Raw genomic sequence first — 22785 nt, 5'->3', positions numbered from 1 at the left:
GTGTGACGCCGGGTTGTCCAGCAAGGCGCCGCGCGTGTGAGCGTGCGGTGCGAGACCACTCGTTCCCGCGCCAGCATGGTGCGGGACCGCAACGATGCCGCCCCCGTGTGGCCGCGCTGACCAACTCGTGGAGCCAAACGCCACGTCGGGTTGGACGACGCGCCCGGGGGCCCGAGGAGACCACGTGGCCGACAAGGCGCCGCCCGAAGAACAGAACATCGATTCCACCGCAGCGGTGGAGATCCCTGCGAAGCTGCGCGTCCATGCGCTCGCCAAGCTGCTGGGGGTCACCAGCAAGGAGGTCCTGGCCAAGCTCACCGAGCTCGGCGAGGAGGTCAGGACCGCGCACTCGAGCGTGACGCGGGACCAAGGCGAACGCGTCCGTGAGGCGTTCGCTCCTGCGGCAGTCGCCGTTGTGCACACCGCGGCACCCGGCTCGGCGCCGGAGGCGCCTGCGCAGGACACGCAGCCGCGGAAGACGCAGCCGCGGAAGACGCAGCAAAAGCAGCCGGAGGCGAAGCCCGTATCGAAGCCCGAGGCGGCAGCGGAGGCTGCCTCGAAGGCGGAGGCGGGAACGACCGCCGCGGCTGAGGCCGAGGCCCCCGCGGCGGCGGTGGAGGCCGACTCCGCACCGGAAGGCGCGGATAGCCCCGCATTCGTGGCGCCGCTGTTCCTGTCACCGGATCCGGACGCACGGTCGCAGGCACCGCAGCGCGGGCAGGAGGGTGCCTCGGTCGAGCAGGCGGCGGAGGGCACACGCGACGAACCTGATGCGGATGGCGACGCCGATGACGACACCGTCGACGAGTCCGAGGGCGGCAGCGGGCGGTCCTCGCGCCGCCGGCGTCGCGGTCGCCGCGGGCGCGGACGCGGGCGCGGCGAGCAGAACGGCGACAAGGCGCAGAACGGCTCTGACGACACCGCGGCTGCCACCGCCGACGTCGGCAATGGGGCGGTTTCCCGTGACGACGCATCGGCCGGCAAAAAGGGCGACACGTCGCGGGAAGGCCCGGACGATACGGTCGGCACCACCGACTCCGACACTGCGGCGGACGACGCGCGCGGCAAGGGGGGCCGGTCCGGAAAGTCGCGGCGGGGCGGACGCTCCGGCGGAGCGCAGGATTCCGGCGACGGTGCTGGCAAGTCCGGCGCGAAGGGCGCCAAGTCCGACGCCGCCGGCGGCGCCCCCACGCCGACCGAGTCCGCCGAGGGCAACGGCGACGCTCAGGGCAACGACGGCGCTCAGGGCAACGACGACTCTCAGGGCAACGACGACGCTCGGGGCAACGACGGCGACGACAACGGCAACGGGGAGGGCAACGGCGCGTCGCGCCGAAGGCGCCGCCGTAGGCGCCGTCGCGGCGGGGACGGGGACGGCTCGTCCCACGACGACCCGCCGAACACCGTCGTCCACGAACGCGAACCGCGCAGCAAGCGCAGCAGCCGGGACGAGGTCCAGGGCATCAGCGGCTCCACGCGGCTGGAGGCCAAGCGTCAGCGGAGGCGGGACGGACGTGAGGCCGGCAGGCGGCGTCCGCCTATTCTCTCCGAGGCGGAGTTCCTGGCGCGGCGCGAGGCCGTCGACCGCGTCATGGTGGTGCGGGAGAGGCCGGCGGACGATGGCCGCGATCCGATCACGCAGGTCGGGGTGCTCGAGGACAAGGTCCTCGTCGAACACTTCGTCACCAGCACGGCCACGCCGTCGATGGTGGGCAACGTGTACCTGGGGCGCGTGCAGAACGTGCTGCCCAGCATGGAGGCCGCATTCGTCGACATCGGCCGCGGGCGCAACGGCGTGCTCTACGCCGGCGAGGTGGACTGGGCCGCCGCCGGACTCGGCGGTTCGGCGCGCAAGATCGAGCAGGCGCTCAAGCCCGGCGATCAAGTGGTCGTGCAGGTCACCAAGGATCCGGTGGGGCACAAGGGTGCCCGGCTGACCACCCAGATCAGCATGGCCGGCCGCTTCCTGGTCTACGTGCCGCGCGGGACGTCCACCGGCATCAGCCGGAAGCTGCCGGACACCGAGCGCAAACGGCTCAAATCCATCCTGCGGCAGATCGTGCCGGACGACGCCGGCGTCATCATCCGCACGGCCTCCGAGGGGGTCAGCGAGGACGAGCTGCGGCGGGACGTCGAACGGCTCCAAGCGCTGTGGGAGGTAGTCAAGGCCGCGGCCGACGAGGCAAAGGCGGCCAAGTCGACGCAGCCCAAGGCGCTGTACGAGGAGCCGGACCTTCTGGTCAAGGTGATCCGCGACTTGTTCAACGAGGACTTCGGCAAGCTGGTCATCGAGGGCGACGGGGCGTGGGGGACGGTCTCGTCGTACATCGAACGGGTGGCGCCGGACCTGATGGAACGCGTGGAGAGATACGACCGGAACGGAAGTTCGGTCGACGTGTTCGCGGCGTATCGGATCGACGAGCAGCTGGCCAAGGCGCTCGAGCGCAAGGTGTGGCTGCCGTCCGGCGGCACGCTGATCATCGACCGCACTGAGGCCATGACAGTGGTCGACGTGAACACCGGCAAGTTCACCGGCTCCGGCGGGAACTTGGAGGAGACGGTCACCCGCAACAACTTGGAGGCGGCCGAGGAGGTCGTGCGCCAGATGCGGCTGCGCGACATCGGCGGCATGATCGTCGTCGACTTCATCGACATGGTCCTCGAATCCAACCGCGACCTGGTGCTGCGTCGGCTCACCGAGGCGCTCGGACGCGACCGCACGCGCCATCAGGTGTCCGAGGTGACGTCGCTCGGTCTCGTCCAGATGACGCGCAAGCGTCTGGGCACGGGGCTGGTGGAGGCGTTCTCCACGCCCTGCGAGCACTGCCACGGACGTGGACTCGTGCTGCACGAGGATCCGATCGTCGCTGAGCCGGACACGGGCGGGCAGGGAAAGAATGAGTCCCGGCGCGGCCGCAAGTCGTCGAAGAAGTCCGGCGGCGGCGGTGGCCAGCAGGCGCCCAAGGAGACCAAGGAGACCAAGGAGACCAAGGAGACGCAGAAGCAGACGGCGCACCACCACTCCGAACACCCGATGTTCAAGGCGATGGCGGAGGTCGGACCGGCCGAGGGCGAGTCGCACGGCGGACCCGCATCCTCCGATCCGGGCGGCGCCGCGGAAAGCAAGGGCAGCGCGGAAGACGAGCGCTCGCGTGAGCGCGAGTCCGCCGGTTCGGACAAGTCGGCGGCGATCGCGAAGATCGAGGCGGCCGTGGCGCGCAGCACCGGCCAGCGGCGGCGACGCGCGCGGCGGCCGCAGGGCGGCGGATCGGAAGCAGAAGGCGGGCAGCAGCCCGGCGCACAGAGTGAGGAGGCCGCCGCGGGCGCCGCAGCGGCACCCGTCCGGGCGCCGATGACGGACGCGACTGCGGCGTCCGGTGCGGCGGCCGGGCAGACGGCCGCGGCCACTGCGGAGGTCCCGGCCGCCGAGGCGGTCGAGGAGGCCTCCGTGCGGGGCAAGGCAGCGGAAGAGCGGGCCGAAGCCCCGGAACCCGCCACGGGTACCGGGGGAGCGGGCAGGCCGCGGAGGCGTTCGCGGCGGGCATCGCGCCCCACAGCGGCGCCCTCCGAACATGCGGCGGAACCCAGTGAGCCGATCCGCTCGGAGATCATCGTCCAGGCGGCGTCGCCCGCGCCCGTGGCGGCGACGGACGACGCGTCCGGCGACGACGGCGAGCCGGTGACCGCTGTGCCGCAGCAGGCGCCGGACCGCCGGCCGCGGCGGCGGGCCGCAGTGCGGCGTACGGGGCCCCCGGAGGACGGCGAAGACTGACGGTGCGCGCTGCCGCCCGAGGTCGGTTTGACCGCGTTCGCGGCGGTCGCGTAATCTTGAACGGTCGCTGTCGGGCGATGGCGCGCTCGCGTGCCCGACCCCGGCGCTTCCGAGTCCGTGTCAGATCCGTTCGAGTCCGGCCTGTGCGTTTCCGGAACCGCGCGACGGGAGTCTTCCCGCCGTCGGTCTCCGGATGTTCCGGGTGCCAGTACGGGTCCGAGCCGATGGAGATCAGCCGTCGGCCGAGGCCGCGGTGATCGGCTGCGCCGTCCCGCAGCAGAGTTGAGCAGCCGCGTTCCGCGGCTGGTGGGAATGTTTACGACTAGCAAGGGGTAGCCCTCCATGTACGCGATCGTCAAGACCGGCGGCAAGCAGTACAAAGTCGCCGTTGGTGACCTCGTCAAGGTCGAGAAGATCGAGGCCGAGCCCGGCGCCTCGGTGGATCTCCCGGTCGCGCTTGTGGTGGACGGGGCCAGCCTGACCACCGACGCGGCCGCGCTGGCCAAGGCCACCGTCACCGGCGAGATCGTCGAGCACACCAAGGGCCCGAAGATCCGCATCCACAAGTTCAAGAACAAGACCGGCTACCACAAGCGCCAGGGCCACCGTCAGAAGCTGACCGTCCTCAAGGTCACCGGTATCAACAACTAGGTCCGCCCGGGCCGGTACGGATCCTGCAGGAGGGTTCAGATGTCAAGCAAGAAGGGCGCGTCCAGTTCCAAGAACGGTCGCGATTCCAATGCCCAGCGACTCGGCGTGAAGCGCTTCGGCGGGCAGTCCGTCAGCGCCGGCGAGATCCTCGTGCGTCAGCGCGGCACCAGGTTCCACCCCGGTGAGAACGTCGGCCGCGGCAAGGACGACACCCTCTTCGCCCTGTCCGCTGGCGCGGTGGAGTTCGGTGCCAAGCGCGGACGCAAGACGGTCAACATCGTGGCGTCGCAGGCCTGACGGCCCGCAGCCACCACGCAAGGCTCCGGCGGCAGGGGCGGGCAGGGGATCATCCCGTCCGCCCCTGTCGTCTGTTCGTAGAACGTCCCCGGGCGTGCCGGCAAACCGGCCAGCCGTCCCGGAAATCCCCGGCCCTGTGCCGTCCCGCGGCAGGCAGGCCCGCCAGTGAGTAGGAGGACACACGGTGTCCCGATTCGTCGATCGTGTCGTCCTGCACGTGAGCGCCGGCGACGGCGGCCACGGCTGCTCGTCCGTGCACCGCGAGAAGTTCAAGCCGCTCGGTGGGCCGGACGGCGGCAACGGGGGGCACGGGGGCTCGGTGATCCTCGAAGTGGACCTGGGCGTGCACACGCTGCTCGACTTCCACTTCCACCCGCACGCCAAGGCGTCCAACGGCAAACCCGGCATGGGATCGAACCGGGAGGGGCCCCGCGGCGGCGACCTGGTCCTCAAGGTCCCCGACGGCACGGTCGTCCTGGGGGACGACGGCGAGGTGCTCGCCGACCTCGTCGGTGCGGGGACACGCATGGTGGCGGCGCGCGGCGGTCGCGGCGGCCTGGGCAACGCGGCCCTGGTCTCCCGGGCCCGCAGGGCGCCGGGCTTCGCGCTGCTCGGTGAGGAGGGCGAGACGCGCGATCTCGTCCTCGAGATGAAGTCCGTGGCCGACGTCGGCCTGGTCGGCTTCCCGTCCGCCGGCAAGTCGTCCCTGGTGTCGGTGCTTTCCGCGGCCAAGCCGAAGATCGCCGACTACCCCTTCACCACTTTGGCGCCGAACCTCGGCGTCGTCTCGGCGGGGGAGACCACCTTCACGGTGGCGGACGTCCCCGGGCTCATCCCCGGCGCGTCCGACGGCCGCGGCCTGGGGCTGGACTTCCTGCGACACGTTGAGCGGTGCGCCGTGCTCGCCCACGTGGTCGACTGCGCCACGCTGGAGCCGGGCCGTGATCCCGTATCGGACGTCGACGCGCTCGAGGCGGAGCTCGCCGCCTACCGGTCGGCACTGTCGGAGGACAACGGCCTCGTGGGGTTGGCGGACCGGCCGCGGATCGTGGTGCTCAACAAGGCGGATGTGCCCGAGGCGGCCGAACTGGCCGAGTTCGTGACCGAAGAGTTCACCTCCCGGGGGTGGCCCGTGTTCACGGTTTCGGCCGTCAGCCGCGACGGGCTGAAGCCGCTCTCGTTCGCGCTTGCCGAGATGGTGGTGAAGTTCCGGCGCGACAATCCGCCGCCGGAGCCGTCCCGCCCGGTGCTCCGCCCCGTCGCCCGCGACGATTCCGGATTCACCGTCGAGCGGGACCATTCCGACCGCGGCGACTTCGTCGTGCGGGGTGCACGCCCCGAACGCTGGGTGCGGCAGACGCCGTTCGACAACGACGAGGCCGTCGGCTATCTGGCCGACCGGCTGGCGCGTCTGGGCGTGGAGGAGCAGCTCGAGAAACTCGGCGCACAGCCGGGCGACGCGGTCACGATCGGCGGGGTCACCTTCGAATGGGAGCCGACCCTGCCCGCGGGCGTCGAGGTGCCGCTGACCGGCCGCGGCACCGATGCGCGGCTCGAACAGACCGAGCGCGTGTCCGCGCAGGAACGCAAGCACGCACACCGGGTCCGCCGTGGCCTCGAGGGCATCGATCCGGAGGAGCAGTGACCGGCTGCCAGGCGACGGGCACCCGCGAGACCATCGCCGCCGCGCGCCGCGTGGTGGTGAAGATCGGATCCTCTGCGCTGACAAGCCTGGACGGCGGGCTCGACGCGGCGCGTCTGGGCGTGCTGGCGGAGGCCATCGAAGCCCGAATGCGGGCGGGTTCGGACGTGGTGATCGTCTCCTCGGGCGCCGTGAGCGCCGGGATCGCTCCGCTGGGGCTGGGCCGCCGGCCCCGTGACCTGGCCACCAAGCAGGCCGCGGCCGCGGTGGGTCAGCTGGCGCTGGTGGGGGAGTGGCAGCGGGCGTTCGCCCGGCACGAGCGCACCGTCGCGCAGGTGTTGTTGACGGCAGGTGATTTCGCGCGGCGCGACGCCCACCGCAATGCCCAGCGCACCCTGGACCGGCTGCGCACCCTGCACGCCGTCGCGGTGGTCAACGAGAACGACACCGTCGCCACGAGCGAGATCAAATTCGGCGACAACGACCGCCTGGCCGCGCTCGTCGCGCACTTGGTGAGCGCCGACGCCCTGGTTCTGCTGTCCGACGTCGACGGTCTCTACGACTCCGACCCGCGCAAGGGCGACGCGCGGTTCATCGACGAGGTGCGCGGCCCCGACGACCTGGGCGAGGTGATCGCGGGCACCGGCGGGACGCTGGGCACCGGGGGCATGGCCACGAAGCTGTCGGCCGCGGTACTGGCGGCGGACGGGGGCGTGCCGGTGCTGCTGGCCGCCGCGTCGTCCGCGGCCGAGGCCCTCGCAGGCGGGCGGGCGGGCACCGTGTTCGAGGCCCGGCCGCAGCGCATGTCCGCGCGACGGTTCTGGGTGCGGCACGCCGCCGACACCTCGGGGGCACTGCACCTCGACGCCGGCGCAGTGCGTGCGGTCTCACACCGGCGCAGCTCGCTGCTGGCCGCGGGCATAACCGGGGTGAGCGGCCACTTCTCCGAGGGCGACGTGGTAGTGCTGCAGGGCCCGGACGACGCCGCAGTGGCCCGGGGCGTCGTGTCCTACGATTCCTCCGAGTTGCCGCACATGATCGGGCACAGCACCGGAGAACTTCCGGAGGACCTGCGGCACGCGGTGGTCCACGCCGACGATCTGGTGCCGGTCTGACCGGGATGCGCGGGGGGCGCGGGGGCGATGGACGGACACGAAACGGCGCCGGCCCGGTGGCAGGATCCACCGGGCCGGCGCCGTACGAGGATGCGGCAGGGTCGCTCAGTCCTCGACCTCGACCAGCGGGTAGACGCCGTTCTCGTCGTGCACCTCGGTGCCCACCACGGGCGGGTTGAACACGCACAGCATGCGCAGCTGCGTCTTGGCGATCACCTTGTGGCGTTCATGGCCATTGAGCAGGTACATCGTCCCGTCGGCCAGCGGGTAGGTCTTGTCGTTGTCGAGGTCCACCAGCTCGCCTTCGCCCTCGACCAGCCAGACCGCCTCGACGTGGTTGGCATAGTGGAAGAAGTTCTCGGTCCCGGCCTTGATGGTGGTCTCGTGGAACGAGAAGCCCACCTTGTCGCCGCCCAGGATGATGCGCTTGCTCACCCAGTTGTCGTTGTCGGGACGGACCTCGCGGTCGGTGCCGGAGATTTCGGCCGTGGTGCGGACGATCATGTACTGCTGCCTTTCTGGTCTACGGGACTAGCGGATGATCACAGAACCCGGGCCCCGCCAGCGCAGTGCGCCATGCGGGGCCCGTGCCCTGCGGGGAAAGTCGTCAGGCCATGACCTTGGCCACGGACTCGGCGATGATCGACAGGCCCTGACGGAACTCGTCGTCGGTGGTGGTCAGCGGCGGCAGCAGCTTGACCACCTCGCTCTCGGGACCGGAGGTCTCGAGCAGCAGGCCGGACTCGAACGCCGCACCGCATACCGCGGAGGCCTTCTCGGCCTGTTCGAAGGCCAGCGCCTGGACCAGGCCGCGGCCGCGGGTGGAGACGCCGGGGTAGGAGTCGGCGATGGTGTCGAGCCCCTCGCGGACCAGCGCACCCTTGCGCAGGGTCTCCTTCTCGAACGCGTCGTCCGCCCAGTAGTTGTCGAGCGCGGCGGTGGCGGTCACGAAGGCGGGGTTGTTGCCGCGGAACGTGCCGTTGTGCTCGCCGGGCGTCCACACGTCGAGCTCCGACTTGAACATGGTCAGCGCCAGCGGCAGGCCGTAGCCGCCGATGGACTTCGAGAGCGTGACGATGTCCGGGGTGATCCCGGCGGCCTCGAACGAGAAGAACTGGCCGGTGCGGCCACAGCCCATCTGGACGTCGTCGACGATCATGAGGATGTCCCGCTCGGCGCACAGCTCGGAGAGCGCGCGGAGCCACTCGGGGCGCGCGACGTTGATGCCGCCCTCACCCTGCACGGTCTCGACGATGACGGCGGCCGGCTTGTTGAGGCCCGAGCCGGAGTCGTCGAGGACCCGCGAGAACCATTGGAAGTCTTCGGCGACGCCGCCGAAGTAATTGTCGAACGGCATCGGCGTGGCGTGCACCAGGGGGATGCCGGCGCCGTTGCGCTTCATCGAGTTGCCAGTGACCGACAGCGAGCCCAGCGTCATGCCGTGGAAGGCGTTGGTGAAGCTGATGACGGACTCGCGTCCTGTCACCTTGCGGGCCAGCTTGAGCGCGGCCTCGACCGCGTTGGTGCCGGTGGGGCCGGGGAACATCACCTTGTAGTCGAGTCCGCGCGGCTCAAGCAGGTTCCGGTCGATGGACTCGAGGAAGTCGCGCTTGGCGACGGTGGCCATGTCGAGGGCGTGGGTGACGCCGTCACGCTCGATGTAGTCGAGGAGGGCCTGCTTGAACACCGGGTTGTTGTGGCCGTAGTTCAGCGTGCCCGCACCGGCGAAGAAGTCCAGGTACTCGCGGCCATCTTCGCCGCGCATCCAGCTGCCCTTGGCGGTGTCGAACACCGTCGGCCAGCCGCGGCTGTAGCTGCGGACCTCGGACTCGCGTTTCGCAAAAATGTTCGTGTCGATCTTGTCGATCACAGTCATGGCGATTACCTCATTCAGTGATAGCGGATACCGCTGTCAATCTCATTGTCGGAATCGTTCGCGTGTTCTGTCGGCGACCTGCAGCGCCCTCTGCCCGGTACGGGTGCACACGCAGCCGACGGCGCTACGGCGCGTCGGCCGGGTCCCCGATGATGTAGAGGTCCTCCGGCTCGTGGCTGTCCGGGAACGCATCCGCGGGGAAAAGATCCTCCCGCCGGATTCCCACCCCGCGGCGCCGGGCGACTCCGGTGAACAGCGCCTGGGAGGCGGTGTTGTCGGGGCTGATGGTGGTCTCCAGCCGGGTGACGCCGTCCGGCGCGAGCCGGTCGAGCAGGCCGGAAAGCATGCGGCCTGCGACGCCCTTGCCTCGCTGGGATTCGTCGGTGGCCACCTGCCACACCATGAGCGTGTCCGGACGGTCCTGGCGCCGGTAGCCGGTGACGAAGCCGTGCACCCGGCCGTCGACGACGGCGACGATCGAGGTGCGCGCGAAGTCGCGACACCAGAGGACGTAGGCGTAGCTGGAATTGAGATCCAGCACGGCCGAATCCCGAGCGATCTCCCACAGCCTGATGCCGTCCGGTACGCGCGGCGCGCGGAATTCGACAGCATCCGCAGAGGGGGCCTCGGTGGAGGTTTTCTGACGGGGTACTTCGTTTTCTGGGAGCCTCATGCGACTACCAGGCTAACAACGCTGACCAGCAAAATCGCCCTCGCAGGGGAATCGGGACCCGAATTGCCGGGGCTAGTGCAGGTCAGCATGCGGGTGTGAGGAAGGTCACGTGGCGACCGCGTAGCGGGACGAGCGGACGCTCAGGAGCGGGTGGCGAGGGCCAACGGCAGCACGCCCCGCGCGCCCGCCCCGCGCATGGCCCGCGCGGCCATCGTGACCATCCAGCCCGTCTCCACGAGGTCGGTGACGAGCAGGACGGTGGAGCCGGGCGCGGGCGCCTGCGGCACCGCGAAGTCCTCGCCGATCTGGGCCACGCGGAAGGCCGAGTTGGCCGCGGTCACCGGCGGCAGATCCGGTGGGCGGGAAACGGAGGACAGCAGGTCGAGGCGCCCGATCGCCGCGAGGCCCTGGGCGACGGACTGCACCAGCCGTGGGCGCGTCTCGGAGTGCAGCGCGGCGACGGCGTCCGGGCGCACCTCCCACCGCCACGACTTGAGCACCTCGACGCAGCCGTCGATCAACCACGGCGGCGCGGACGCGTCCGGATCGGCCAGGAGGGAACGCAGGCGCGTCCCCCAGCCGAGGTCGGTCAGCCGGCCGAGCGCGCGGCCCACGGCCGGGCCGTCATCGATCCTGCCCTTGAGCTCCATGCCGAGGCGTGGCAGGCCGGTGGGCCACTGCCGGCGCGCGGCCAGGTCCACGCCCGGCCGGTCGAGGCGGTCGCGGGCGGTACGCGCGGCCGCCTGGTCGACCGCGGCGTCGCGGACGGCGCCGGTGCAGTTGTCGCAGCGCCCGCAGCCGCCGGTTTCGCCGGCCAGGAGCGGGTCGTCCAACTGGGCACGGAGGAACCGCATGCGGCACTGCGCGGTGCGTTCGTAATCGAGCATCGCCTGCTGCTCCGCGCGGCGCTCCCGGGCCAAACCCTCGTAGCGTTCCGCGTCGTACACCCACTCGTGACCCGTGGCCACCCAGCCGCCGCGGACGCGCCGCACGGCACCGTCCACGTCGAGCACCTTGAGCACCATTTCCAGGCGGCTGCGCCCGAGGTCCACGCGGGACTCGAGCGCCGGTGTCGAGGTCGGCGCGTCGCTGAGGGCGGCGATCACCGCGCGCACCGTCTGCTCGTCGGGGAACGACACGGACGCGAAGTAGCGCCAGATCTGCTCGTCCTCGGGGCCGGGAAGCAATACCACCTCGGCGCGTTCAGTGCCGCGGCCCGCGCGGCCCACCTGCTGGTAGTAGGAGATGGGCGACGACGGCGCTCCCACATGCACGACGAAGCCCAGGTCCGGCTTGTCGAACCCCATGCCCAACGCGGAGGTGGCGACCAGGCACTTGACCCGGTTCGCCAGCAGGTCCGCCTCCAACGACTCCCGCTCCGCCGGGTCGGTGCGGCCGGTGTACGCCGCCACGGCGTGGCCCTGCTCGGCGAGCACGGCGGCGAGGTCCTCGGCGGCCGAGACCGTCAGCGCGTAGACGATGCCGGAGCCGGGCAGCGATCCGAGATTCTGGGCGAGCCACGCGGCACGGTCGCGGGAGTCGGCGACGTGCACCACCGACAGGCGCAGCGACGCGCGGTCGAGCCCGCCGCGCAGGACCAGTGTGGAATCCTCCCGGACGGCATCCGCGTCGGCGCCCACACCGAGCTGCGTCGCGACGTCGGCAACCACGCGGTCGTTGGCCGTGGCGGTGGTCGCCAGCACGGGGGTGTCGCGGCCGAGGTCGGCGACCAGCGTGCGAATACGGCGGTAGTCGGGGCGGAAGTCATGCCCCCAGTCGGATACGCAGTGCGCCTCGTCGACCACGACCAGACCGGCGTCGTGGGCCAGGTGCGGGAGGACGTTGTCGCGGAAGTCGGGGTTGTTCAGCCGCTCGGGGCTGACGAGCAGCACGTCGACCCCGCCGGCGCGGATCTGCTCATGGATGCCGTCCCACTCGGTGATGTTGCCGGAGTTGATGGTGGCCGCGCGCACCCCCGCGCGCGCTGCGGCGGCCACCTGGTTGCGCATGAGGGCCAGCAGCGGCGAGACGATCACGGTGGGGCCGCGGCCTGCCTCGCGCAGCAGCTTCGCCGCGATGAAGTAGACGGCCGATTTGCCCCAGCCGGTGCGCTGCACCACCAGCGCCCGCCGCCGGTCGACCACCAGTGCTTCGATGGCGGTCCACTGGTCGTCGCGCAGCGTGGCGCCGGCCCCGGCGAGGTCCAGCAGCAACTCGTCCGCCCTCGAGCGCAATGCCGCGCGCCGCCGCGCGTCCGCGGTGGCGTTGTCCGCGGTGGCGTTGTCCTGGGCAGCGGAGTCGTGGTTTGCGGAATCGTGGCCTGCTGCGCCGTCGGTGTGGTCTTCGGTGGAGGCGGCCGGTGCGTTCAGATCTGTGGTCCCCATGGACACCATGGTGCCTTGCCGGACCGACGGGTCGGGCCGGAGCGCGCGGGTTATCCACAGGCGCAGGTCGGAGTCGACCCTGTCGACCAGTGGCCCACGGTGTGCTGTCATGGACCGATGAGCAACGAGAGCGATCCGCGTCCGGAGCCGGGTGGGGGGACGCAGGAGGCGGCACCGCCGTCGTCGAAGTCCCGCGAACCCGGCCGTGAACTCGACGTCGTCGTCTACGGGGCCACCGGCTTCGTCGGGCGGCTGGTCGCCGCGCACCTGGCCGAGCATGCACCGGAGGGCGTGCGGCTCGGGCTCGCCGGGCGCAACCGGGGCAGGCTCGAGGCGATCCGGAACGGCCTGGGGTCCGGCGCGGCGGACTGGCCGATGCTCATCGCCGACGCCACCGACGACGCGTCCATGGACGTGCTGGCACGCTCGGCGCGGGTAGTGATCAGCACGGTCGGCCCCTACGCGCGCTACGGACTTCCGCTGGTCCGCGCCTGCGCGGAAGCCGGGACCGACTATGTGGACCTCACGGGGGAGGTGCTGTTCCACCGCGAGAGCATCGACCGCCACCACGAGACGGCGGTGCGCACCGGGGCGCGGATCGTGCACTCGTGCGGATTCGACTCGGTGCCCTCCGACCTGGGCGTGTACCGGCTCTACCGCAAGGCGGCCGAGGACGGCTCCGGGGAGCTGACGGACACGACCCTGGTGGTGTCGGACCTGCGCGGCGGGATCAGCGGCGGTACCGTCGACTCGCTGCGCATGCAGATCGACGCGATGAAGAAGGACAAGCAGGCGCGCAGAATCGGGCTGAGCCCCTACTCTCTCAGCCCCGACAGCGCCGCGGAACCGGACGTGGGCCGCCAGTCGGACGCGGCGATCGTGCGCGGCGCCGATGTCGCCGTGGGGCTCGGCGGATTCCTCCCGCCCTTCTTCATGGGCCCCTACAACACCCGGGTGGTGCGCCGTTCCGCTGCGCTGCTCGGCCACGCGTACGGCCGGCGTTTCCGCTACCGGGAGGTGATGGCCGTGGGCTCGTCGCCGCTGTCGCTGTTGCCCGCCGCGGCGGTGACGGCGGGCATGGGCGGGCTCGTCGCGGGACTCGGCTTCGGGCCGACCCGCGCGGTGCTCGACCGCGTGCTACCCGCCCCGGGGGAGGGGCCGAAGGAGAAGGCCCGTGCCAACGGGCGCTTCGCCGTCGACGTCTACGCCACGACATCCGGCGGGGCGCGCTACCGCTCGCGCGTCGCGGCGCACGGCGACCCGGGATACGCGGCGACCGCGGTGATGCTCGGCGAGAGCGCGTTGGCGCTGGCGCTGGATCGTGCGGCGGCGCCCGAGACGGCCGGGGTCCTGACCCCCGCGACCGGGATCGGCGCGGCGTTGGCGGAGCGTCTGCGTGCACGCGGGTTCACCCTGGAGGTCGAGCGCCGCTGAGCCCTGATCCACCAGTGTGATTGACGGCGTATTGATTCCGCGTTCTCTGTGCGCCGTTTCTGATGTGGGCATGCGTGATCCACCGGCCGGTGCCGGTATGTCCACTGTGGTTCCTCGTGTCGGGCCGCCGTGGCGGCAAGTGATCAATCCCTCCGTGGTGTTGGCGGACCGGTGGTGTTCTGCCACAACAGGTTCCACCCCGACATCCACGGCCAGGCCGCAGGAAGGTGCAGCACGAGCCGGCGTCCGGTGCGGGCGATGCGGGCCGGGACACCGATGATGCGGGTGCGGTTCGTCGCCCACCGGGCGGTGGCCATGTCGGCGGAGACGGACGCGGCCCGGGCCAGGTTGAACCCGACCACCGCTACCGCCACCCACGCCGCGTTGGCCGCATAGACCCCGAGGGCAGGTGCGCGAGCGGGCCGTTCTTCAGCTGGGCGTGCACCTGCTCGATGACCGCGTGGCCGCGGTGGCGCTGGTCGGCGTCGACCGCGGACAGCGTGCTGTTGGTGATGAACGCGTGGTGCCGGTAGGTCGCGAACAACTCGCCCTGCCCGGCGTGGTCCGCAGCCCGTGGCTGGAGGCGCTTGACCCGGCGCACCACCAGCCGGCAGTCGATGTGGTCGGCCTTGCGCCGTGAGGTGAACGCGGTGAAGTCGACTTCGGCGACCTCGGCGTCGGAGATCCAGCGGTGTTCGTCGTCGTCCCAGACGGCGTGCGGATAGGCGATCGGTGTCCACGCCTGCTCGTCGATACTGGCGATCGCGCTGGTGACCGCCGGATTCATAGGGGTAGTGATCGAGAACCACCCGCCGCGGCGCGCGGCGGCCGCGGTGAAGTCGTGGCGGTAGTAGGCAGAATCCGCCCGTACCAGGATCCGCCCGGCCACCCCGGCCCGCCGGGACGAGCTGATCGCGTCGGCGAGCATCCCGGCCGACCCGGAGGCCGACGCGGTGTTGCCCTTGCGGAGCCGGGCCGCGGTGGTCATCGGCGCCGACACCGGAGTCGAGGTGACCGCGATCTGCACGTTCAACCCGCGTACCCCGGTGTAGCCGAACCCGGCGGCCTGCTTGCCGTAACCGTGGACCTCGTGTACGGAATCGTCGACGTCGATGAACGCGAGCGTGTCGCGGTCGCCGGCGGCGCCGATCAGGCCCGGCACGCGGCCGGCGAGTCCGGCGAGCAGACGGGAACCGGCGGCGTCGAGTTGGCGGACGTGACCGTGGGTGAACGAGCGCAGGAACGTGCCCGGCGTCGAGGGGGCGCGGATACCGCCGAACAGTGCGGGCATACCGCCGTGGCGCAGCAGGTCCATATCGTCGATGCTGTCGGCACCGGCGAGCATCCCCGCTAACAGGCTTGTCGTCTTGCCGCCGGGTTCGGGCTGTCGACGGTGAGTCGGCCGAGCAACTCGGAAAGGCTCGCCGACTCGGCCAACTCCAGTGCCGGGACCAGGCCGGCGGTCGACACGAGATTGTGATCATCGAAAACCGGGCGGATCGCGTGAGAAGCTTTCACCTACGAGGTGCCCTCTCCGTGTTGGTGGGTGTGGATGTCGCAATCAACATCTTCCCAGCACAGAGGGGCGCCTCGCTCTCATGGCACGCCCAAGTCAACCATCACCGCCGGTGGATCAGGGCTGAGGCCGCGGCGGCGTTCGCTACCCTGGAGCGTATGAGCATCAGCACACCGGTCGCGGAGGACGGCACGTCGGGCTCGCGCGCGGCGGAGGACGCGGCGGCGTCGGCACACCCGGACGGCGCCCAGGGGCCCGATCCGGTCCGTGAGGCCGTGCACGCGGCGGCCCGTGCGGCCCGTGCGGCGTCACGGACTCTGGCGCTGCTGTCCGCGGCGGACAAGAACGCGGCCCTGATGGCGGCGGCGGAAGCACTGGAGGCCGGCGCGGACCGCATACTCGCGGCCAATGCCGAGGACATCGCCGCGGCGGAGGCCGCCGGCACCGAGGCGAGTCTGATCGACCGGCTCCGGCTCGACGTAGACCGCATCGCCGGCATCGCGTCCGGGCTGCGGCAGGTGGCCGCCCTGCCCGACCCTGTGGGGGAGGTGGTGCGCGGCAGCACGCTCCCCAACGGGCTGGAGCTGCGCCAGGTGCGGGTGCCGCTGGGCGTGGTCGGCATCGTCTACGAGGCCCGCCCCAACGTCACGGTCGACGGCTTCGGCCTCACCTTCAAATCCGGCAACGCGGTGCTGCTGCGCGGCTCCTCGTCGGCGAGGAACTCCAACGCGGTGCTCGTCGGGATCGTCCGCGAGGCACTGGGTGCAAAGCGACTGCCCGCGGACGCCGTCCAGCTGCTCCCCGCGGAGGACCGCTCCAGCGTGCGGCACCTGATCCAGGCGCGGGGGCTGGTCGACGTGGTCATTCCACGCGGCGGCGCCGGCCTCATCGCCGCCGTGGTGCGCGACGCGCGGGTGCCCACCATCGAGACCGGCTCGGGCGTGGTGCACATCTACGTGCACTCCGCCGCGGATACGGAGATGGCGGAGAAGATCGTCGTCAACGCCAAGACCCGGCGCCCGAGTGTGTGCAACACGGTGGAGACGGTGCTGGTGGACCGCGCGATCGCCGACGAGTTCCTCCCGCAACTCACGCAGACCCTCCAGATGCACAGCGTCACGGTGCACGGCGACGGGCCGGGCATGGTGCCGGCCACCGAGGACGACTGGTCGACGGAGTACCTGTCCCTCGATGTCGCGGTGAAGGTGGTCGACGGCATCGATGATGCGGTCGACCACATCGACCGCTTCGGGACCGGGCACACCGAGTCCATCGTCACGGCCGACCTGGCCGCGGCCCGCGAGTTCACCGCCCGCGTCGATGCCGCCGCCGTGATGGTCAACGCGTCGACGGCCTTCACAGACGGCGAGCAGTTCGGCATGGGCGCCGAAATCGGCATCTCCACGCAGAAGCTGCACGCCCGCGGCCCGATGGGCCTGCCCGAACTCACCTCCACCAAGTGGATCGTGTGGGGCGACGGCCACACCCGCCCGGCCTGAGCCGACGGCCGACCCCGTCGTCACGTTCGGGGCGGTCCGCTCCGGGAGGGGGCGGCAGAAACCAGCAATGAGAAAGGCGTCCGCGTGGATCGCGCAGCACCCGCCATCAAGCCCCGCTTCGACAGCATCGACGACGTCGTCGACCGCCTGGCCGACACCGGATACCTGGCAGACAAGGCCACCGCCACCACGGTGTTCCTCGCCGACAGACTCGGCAAGCCTCTGCTCATCGAGGGGCCGGCGGGCGTCGGCAAGACGGAGCTGGCCCGCGCCGTCGCACAGACCACCGACTCGCGGCTGGTGCGGCTGCAGTGCTACGAGGGCGTCGACGAGGCCAGGGCGCTCTACGAGTGGAACCACGCCAAGCAGATCCTGCGCATCCAGGCGGGCGAGTCGGAGGCCTGGGACGCGACCCGCGACGACGTCTTCGGCGAGGAGTTCCTGCTCTCGCGGCCGCTGCTCACCGCAATCCGCGCCGAGGAACCGACGGTGCTGCTCATCGACGAGACCGACAAGGCGGACGTCGAGATCGAGGGACTGCTGCTGGAGGTGCTCGCCGACTTCGCCATCACGATCCCGGAGTTGGGCACCATCACCGCGGAGGCCAGGCCGTTCACGGTGCTCACCAGCAATGCCACCCGCGAGCTGTCGGAGGCGCTCAAGCGGCGCTGCCTGTTCCTGCACCTGGACTTCCCGGACGAGGAGCTGGAACGCCGCATCCTGCTCAGCCGGGTGCCGGAACTCCCCGAGGTGCTGGCAGAACAGCTGGTCCGCACGATCCGCGTGCTGCGGGACATGCAGCTCAAAAAGGTGCCCTCCGTCTCCGAGACGATCGACTGGGGTCGCACGCTGCTGGCGCTGGGTCTCGACACCATCGACGACGACGCGGTCCGGGTCACCCTCGGCGTGATCCTCAAGCATCGCAGCGACCAGGAACGCGCCGCGGCCGAGCTCCGGCTGAACTGAGCTCGGCCGCGACTGCACTCACGGATGAACTGACCGAAAGGCCCGGGGAGAAGCCATGTCGAACCTCCGCAGCCCGCGAGCCCGGCCGCCGTCCGGGCCGCTCGCCCCCCACGGGATCCCGGGGCATCTCGTGGGATTCGTCGGCGCACTGCGCGGCAAGGGCATCGCGGTGGGCCCGTCGGAGACGGTGGACGCCGGGCGGGTGCTCGCCGTGCTCGACCCGCTGGACCGTGAGGCCGTGCGCGAGGGTCTGGCCAGCGCGCTGCTGCGCCGACCGGTGCACCGCGACACCTTCGACGTGCTGTTCGACCTGTGGTTTCCGTCGGGGATCGGTGCGCGGCGCGACGGGGGCGAGGGCGACGGCACCGAGGGCGCTGACAGCGCTGACGGGGCGCCCACCGAGCTGCCCGTCGACGAGGACGGGAACCTCGACCCCCAGGCGCTGGAGGAGCTGCTGGCGGCCCTGCTCGCCGATGAGAGCGATGAGGGGCGCGAGCGGATGGACCGGCTGGTGGCGGACATCGTCGACGGGCTCGGCCGCTACGACGGCTACTCGGGCGAATCCTTCTCCGCGTACCAGGCGATGCGCGGCCTGTCGGGTGACAACATCCTTCGCCGGATGCTCGACGGCATGCTCGGCCCGTCGCAGGACGACCCCGGCCACCGCCACGTGCACCGTAACGAGGTGGCGCTGCGGACCGCGCTCGAGCGGATGGACCGGCTGCGCCGGATGGTGCAGAGAGAGACGCGCCGACGCAGTGCCGAGAGGCTCGGGCGTGACCGCGTGGCGCAGTACGGGGTGCCGCAATTGGCGGAGCAGGTGGACTTCCTGCGTGCCTCGGACGCCGACTTGCAGGCGCTGCGCAAGACGATGGTGCCGTTGGCGCGGGCGCTGGCCACGCGACTGGCTGCCCGCCGTCGGCGCTCGCGCAGAGGCGAGATCGACGTCCGGCGCACGCTGCGCAAGTCGATGAGCACGGGCGGGGTGCCCATCGACCTGGTGCTGCGCAAGCCCCGGCCCGCGCGCCCCGAGCTGGTGGTGCTGTGCGACGTGTCCGGCTCGGTGGCCGGTTTCAGCCACTTCACCCTGCAGCTGGTGCACACGCTGCGCGAGCAGTTCTCGCGAGTGCGGGTGTTCGCGTTCATCGACACGACCGATGAGGTGAGCGGATACTTCGAGGCCGGTTCCGACCTGGGCGTCGCGATGTCGCGGATGGTGCGCGAGGCACGGCTGATCACCTACGACGGGCACTCCGACTACGGCAACGCGTTGGGCGGGTTCGCCGAGGAGTACGCCCACGCGCTGACCGACAAGTCGTCGCTGCTCATCCTCGGCGACGCCCGCAACAACTACCGCGACCCCAACCTGGCGGCGTTGCAGCGGATGCGCCAGGCCGCGCGGCAGTCGCACTGGCTCAATCCCGAACCGGCGGGCCAATGGGGCACGGGCGATTCGGTCGCCACCGCCTACGGGACCGTCGTGCCCATGTACGAATGCCGGACCGCCGAGCAGCTCACCGGGGTGATCTCGCGGTTGCTGCCGATTTAGCAGTCCGTAAGCTCGTCATCCATGGAAACCTCACCCGGCGGACGCAGGCGACGGCTGGGCGTCATGGGCGGCACCTTCGACCCGATCCACCACGGCCACCTGGTGGCGGCCAGCGAGGTGGCCGATCTGTTCGATCTCGACGAGGTGGTCTTCGTTCCCACCGGAAACCCCTGGCAGAAGGCGTCGCGCCGGGTCAGCCAGCCGGAGGACCGTTACCTGATGACGGTCATCGCCACCGCGTCGAATCCACGCTTCTCGGTCAGCCGTGTGGACATCGACCGCCCGGGCACCACGTTCACCGTCGACACCCTTCGCGACCTGCGCGCCCAGCACGGCGACGCGGATCTGTACTTCATCACCGGTGCGGACGCGATCTCGACGATCCTGACCTGGCAACGCTGGGAGGAGCTGTTCGAGCTGGCAAAGTTCGTCGGCGTCACACGTCCCGGCTACGACCTTGATGTGGGACCGCTCGAGGAGATACTGCGCGGCCGCCCCGAGGACACGGTCAGCGTGGTCGAGGTCCCGGCCTTGGCGATATCCTCGACGGAGTGCCGGGAGCGTGCGGCGCGGTCCCGGCCCGTCTGGTACCTCGTGCCCGACGGCGTCGTGCAGTACATAGCCAAGCGCAACCTGTACCGTCCCGCACACGCCGTCCGCGCGGACGGCACCGCCCGCACCTCGGCACCGCGCCTTGCCGGGCCGCACACCACCGCCGACACAGGGGAGAACCACACGTGACAGCAACCGCCGAGGCCGCCTCGATGGCGCGGGTCGCCGCCGCCGCAGCCGCGGACAAGAAGGCCACCGACGTGCGCATTCTGGACGTCTCCGAGCGCCTCGTCATCACTGACTGCTTCGTGATCGCGTCGGCCCCCAACGAGCGCCTGGTATCCGCTATCGTCGACAACGTCGAGGAGAAGCTGCGCGAGGCCGGGCACCGGCCGGCGCGCCGCGAGGGTGTGCGCGAGGGCCGCTGGGCGCTGCTCGACTACGTCGACATGGTGGTGCACATCCAGCACGACGACGAACGCGAGTACTACGCACTGGAAAAGCTGTGGAAGGACTGCCCCGAGGTGCCCATCGACGGGGCTGCCGGGCAGGTGGAGCCGGCCAGGTGACAGGACGCAGGGTGGTCCTGCTGCGTCACGGCCAGACCGAGCACAACGCGGAAAGCCGCATGCAGGGCCAGCTGGACACGTCGCTGTCGGACCTGGGTGAACGCCAGGCGCGCGCGGCCGGTGCGGCGTTCGCGGCGATGCGCCCGCATGCCATCGTCGCCTCCGACCTGCGCCGGGCCTACGACACCGCGCTCGCGGTGGGGGCCGCCACGGGCGTCGCCGTGCAGACGGACCCCCGGCTGCGTGAGACACACCTGGGCGAGTGGCAGGGGCGCACCCACTACGAGGTGGACGCCGTGTACCCGGGCGCGCGGGATCACTGGCGCGCGGACGCCACCTGGGCCCCGCCCGGCGGCGAGTCGCGGGTCCAGGTGGCTGCGCGCGCGGTGCCGGTGATCGAGGAGTGCGTTGCGCAGATCGACCGCAGCGGTGCGTGGGCGGACCGGCCCCTGCTGGTGGTGGCGCACGGTGGGGTGATCGCGGCGGTGACCGCGGCATTGCTGGGGCTGCCGGTGGACACCTGGCCGGTGATCGGCGGCATCGGCAACACCGGCTGGACCGAGCTGGCTTCGCGGAGGGGGCGGTCCTCGCCGCAGTGGCGGTTGAACGTGTGGAACGCGGATGCGGGGAGCGGTGCGGACGATGTCGGTTGAGGCGCTTTCGACGGCGGGCGACGGGCGGGACGAGAGGCCGGTGCTGCTCGTCCTCGCCGACTCGCTGTCCTACTACGGTCCGCGGGGCGGGCTCGCGGCCGACGATCCGCGCATCTGGCCCAACCTGGTCGCCGCGCGGCTGGGCTGGCGGGTCGAGCTGGTCGCCCGCGTCGGCTGGACCACACGCGACGCCTGGTGGGCGCTGACCCAGGACCCGCGGTTGTGGGCTGCGGTGCCCCGCGCCGGCGCAGTGGTCTTCGGCGTGTCCGGAATGGACTCGCTGCCCTCCCCGCTGCCGACGGCTCTGCGCGAGCAGATCCGCTATCTGCGGCCGGAGCCGGTGCGCCGCGCCGTGCGTGCGGGCTACCAGTTCCTGCAGCCGCGGCTGGCGCGCCTGGGACGTCCGCTCGCGCTGCCGCCGCAGTTGACGGCGCACTATCTCGAGAAGTGCCGTGGCGCGCTGGCGCACCTGCGTCCCGGCCTGCCGGTGGTGGCGACCCTGCCGTCGCGGCACATCTGCGACGCCTACGGACGGGTGCACGCGGGGCGGGCCGGGACGGTGCGCGCCATCGAGGGCTGGGCCGGGCAGCACGGCGTGCCGCTGGTGGACCTGGGCGAAGCGACCGGCGAACACGTGCTGGCCGGCCGGGGCAATCCGGACGGGATCCACTGGGGGTTCGAGGGCCACCGGGCAGTGGCCGAAGCCATGCTCGCCGCGCTCGGGCGGATCACACCTGTCTCCGATGCGCCGACGTCCGAGGGCATACGGTAGTCCCGTGCCAGTAATCGTCGTGACCGATTCGACGGCCGGCCTGCACGGCGGGCTCGCCGACGGGGAGGGCCTGCGCATAGTCCCGCTGCACGTGCTCGTGGAGGCGGACGACTACCGGGAGGGCGTCGACGAGGTGCCGCCGCGTCCGCCGAAATCCGATGACTACACCTCGGCGGGGCCGTCTCCGGGCGAGCTCGAGCAGGTGTACGCGGAGGCGCTCGACGCGAGCGGGGGCGACGGCATCGTGGCGGTGCACCTGTCCAGGGCGCTGTCCGGGACGTGGGATGCGGCCAGGCAGGCCGCGGACCGGGTGGGGTCGCGGGTGCGGGTGGTCGACTCGGGCGGGGCCGGCATGACCGTCGGCATGCCGGTGCTCGAAGCGGTGCGGGCGGCGGCGGGCGGGGCGTCGCTGGACGAGGTCTATGAGACGGCCGCTGCCGCGTGTGCGCGCGCGTTCGGCGTGGTCTACATCCACCGGCTCGACGACTTGCGTCGCGGGGGCCGGGCCGGCGGCGCCACGATGTTCGTGTCCTCTGCCTTGTCGGTGCGGGTGCTGTTGCGCATCGGCGGGGGCACGCTCGAGCTGCGGGACAAGCTGCGGATCCCCAGCAAGGGCATGCGCAAGCTCGTCGAGCATGTCGTCGCCGAGCTCGACGCGCAGCCGGCGGGAACGCGTGCCGAGCTCGCGGTGCAGCATTGGGAGGCGCCCGACCGTGCGGACACGCTCGAGCACCTGCTGCGGGAGCGGCTCGGCGACGAGGTGACGGTGCACCGGGGCGAGTTCGGTCCGGTGCTGGGGCTGCATCTGGGGCCGGGCTCTGCGGGGGTGTCGGTGCTGCCCGGCCTGCGCTGAGGGAGTTGCGCG

The 22785-nt window shown here is 71.4% G+C and carries 18 protein-coding genes and 1 pseudogene; 14 read left to right on the top strand and 5 right to left on the bottom strand.

Features of this window, described 5'->3' with window-relative positions:
* Positions 1-184: 184 nt before the first annotated feature.
* From JJ683_RS08570 to proB, 5 genes are all read left to right on the top strand, one after another.
* The gene (locus tag JJ683_RS08570; RefSeq protein WP_307810771.1) at positions 185-3772 is read left to right on the top strand and encodes a translation initiation factor IF-2 N-terminal domain-containing protein; all 3588 of its coding nucleotides are present in this window, start codon (positions 185-187) and stop codon (positions 3770-3772) included.
* A gap of 342 nt (positions 3773-4114) precedes the next feature.
* Positions 4115-4423, top strand: coding sequence for a 50S ribosomal protein L21 (gene rplU, locus JJ683_RS08565; protein WP_200173112.1), 309 nt, complete (start codon positions 4115-4117; stop codon positions 4421-4423).
* A gap of 39 nt (positions 4424-4462) precedes the next feature.
* On the top strand, positions 4463-4720 hold the full coding sequence (rpmA, locus tag JJ683_RS08560) for a 50S ribosomal protein L27 (RefSeq protein ID WP_200173110.1): 258 nt from the start codon (positions 4463-4465) through the stop codon (positions 4718-4720).
* 184 nt (positions 4721-4904) lie between these two features.
* Positions 4905-6365 carry a GTPase ObgE gene (obgE, locus tag JJ683_RS08555; protein ID WP_200173108.1) on the top strand — a complete coding sequence of 487 codons (1461 nt, stop codon included), beginning with the start codon at positions 4905-4907 and terminating at the stop codon, positions 6363-6365.
* Entirely contained in the window at positions 6362-7477 is a 1116-nt protein-coding gene (gene proB, locus JJ683_RS08550; protein WP_200173106.1) for a glutamate 5-kinase, read from the top strand. Before obgE ends, proB begins: the two co-directional genes overlap by 4 nt.
* A gap of 105 nt (positions 7478-7582) precedes the next feature.
* Here proB and JJ683_RS08545 read toward each other — a convergent pair whose 3' ends face one another.
* From JJ683_RS08545 to JJ683_RS08530, 4 genes are all read right to left on the bottom strand, one after another.
* A complete protein-coding gene (locus tag JJ683_RS08545) occupies positions 7583-7981 on the bottom strand; it encodes an ectoine synthase (protein WP_182346840.1) in 399 nt (132 codons plus the stop codon).
* Positions 7982-8084: 103 nt separating this feature from the next.
* Entirely contained in the window at positions 8085-9353 is a 1269-nt protein-coding gene (gene ectB / locus JJ683_RS08540; RefSeq protein WP_200173103.1) for a diaminobutyrate--2-oxoglutarate transaminase, read from the bottom strand.
* Positions 9354-9477: 124 nt separating this feature from the next.
* Positions 9478-10026: a diaminobutyrate acetyltransferase gene (gene ectA / locus JJ683_RS08535; RefSeq protein ID WP_182357655.1), complete on the bottom strand. Its 549-nt coding sequence runs from the start codon at positions 10024-10026 to the stop codon at positions 9478-9480.
* Between the two features lie 140 nt (positions 10027-10166).
* Positions 10167-12419 carry a RecQ family ATP-dependent DNA helicase gene (locus JJ683_RS08530; protein ID WP_372435272.1) on the bottom strand — a complete coding sequence of 751 codons (2253 nt, stop codon included), beginning with the start codon at positions 12417-12419 and terminating at the stop codon, positions 10167-10169.
* Between the two features lie 108 nt (positions 12420-12527).
* Here JJ683_RS08530 and JJ683_RS08525 point away from each other — a divergent pair, with 108 nt between their 5' ends.
* Positions 12528-13844 (top strand): saccharopine dehydrogenase family protein, encoded by a 1317-nt coding sequence (locus tag JJ683_RS08525; protein WP_200173101.1) that lies wholly within the window; start codon positions 12528-12530, stop codon positions 13842-13844.
* Between the two features lie 143 nt (positions 13845-13987).
* On the opposite strand, the pseudogene JJ683_RS08520 reads toward JJ683_RS08525, so the two are convergent.
* Positions 13988-15362 (bottom strand): annotated as a pseudogene (locus JJ683_RS08520) (IS1380 family transposase).
* Between the two features lie 156 nt (positions 15363-15518).
* On the opposite strand from JJ683_RS08520, the gene JJ683_RS08515 reads away from it, so the two are divergent.
* From JJ683_RS08515 to JJ683_RS08480, 8 genes are all read left to right on the top strand, one after another.
* The gene (locus tag JJ683_RS08515) at positions 15519-16859 is read left to right on the top strand and encodes a glutamate-5-semialdehyde dehydrogenase (protein WP_200173099.1); all 1341 of its coding nucleotides are present in this window, start codon (positions 15519-15521) and stop codon (positions 16857-16859) included.
* A gap of 84 nt (positions 16860-16943) precedes the next feature.
* Positions 16944-17825, top strand: coding sequence for an AAA family ATPase (locus tag JJ683_RS08510; protein ID WP_200173097.1), 882 nt, complete (start codon positions 16944-16946; stop codon positions 17823-17825).
* A gap of 55 nt (positions 17826-17880) precedes the next feature.
* Positions 17881-19374, top strand: a complete 1494-nt coding sequence (locus JJ683_RS08505) for a vWA domain-containing protein (protein WP_200173095.1) — start codon at positions 17881-17883, stop codon at positions 19372-19374.
* Between the two features lie 21 nt (positions 19375-19395).
* Positions 19396-20115: a nicotinate-nucleotide adenylyltransferase gene (gene nadD / locus JJ683_RS08500; protein WP_200173093.1), complete on the top strand. Its 720-nt coding sequence runs from the start codon at positions 19396-19398 to the stop codon at positions 20113-20115.
* On the top strand, positions 20112-20495 hold the full coding sequence (rsfS, locus tag JJ683_RS08495) for a ribosome silencing factor (protein ID WP_200173090.1): 384 nt from the start codon (positions 20112-20114) through the stop codon (positions 20493-20495). Before nadD ends, rsfS begins: the two co-directional genes overlap by 4 nt.
* 59 nt (positions 20496-20554) lie before the next feature.
* Positions 20555-21148, top strand: coding sequence for a histidine phosphatase family protein (locus tag JJ683_RS08490; RefSeq protein WP_242474537.1), 594 nt, complete (start codon positions 20555-20557; stop codon positions 21146-21148).
* Positions 21138-21920, top strand: coding sequence for a diglucosylglycerate octanoyltransferase (gene octT / locus JJ683_RS08485; protein ID WP_200173086.1), 783 nt, complete (start codon positions 21138-21140; stop codon positions 21918-21920). The genes JJ683_RS08490 and octT overlap by 11 nt, the downstream gene beginning before the upstream one ends.
* A 4-nt stretch (positions 21921-21924) precedes the next feature.
* Positions 21925-22773 carry a DegV family protein gene (locus tag JJ683_RS08480; protein ID WP_200173085.1) on the top strand — a complete coding sequence of 283 codons (849 nt, stop codon included), beginning with the start codon at positions 21925-21927 and terminating at the stop codon, positions 22771-22773.
* Positions 22774-22785 lie beyond the last annotated feature (12 nt).

This window comes from Tomitella cavernea (assembly GCF_016599145.1).
Taxonomy (GTDB): Bacteria; Actinomycetota; Actinomycetes; order Mycobacteriales; family Mycobacteriaceae; genus Tomitella; species Tomitella cavernae.
The sequence above is the reverse complement of the archived record's forward strand: the minus strand, read 5'-3'. Positions and strand labels throughout refer to the sequence as shown.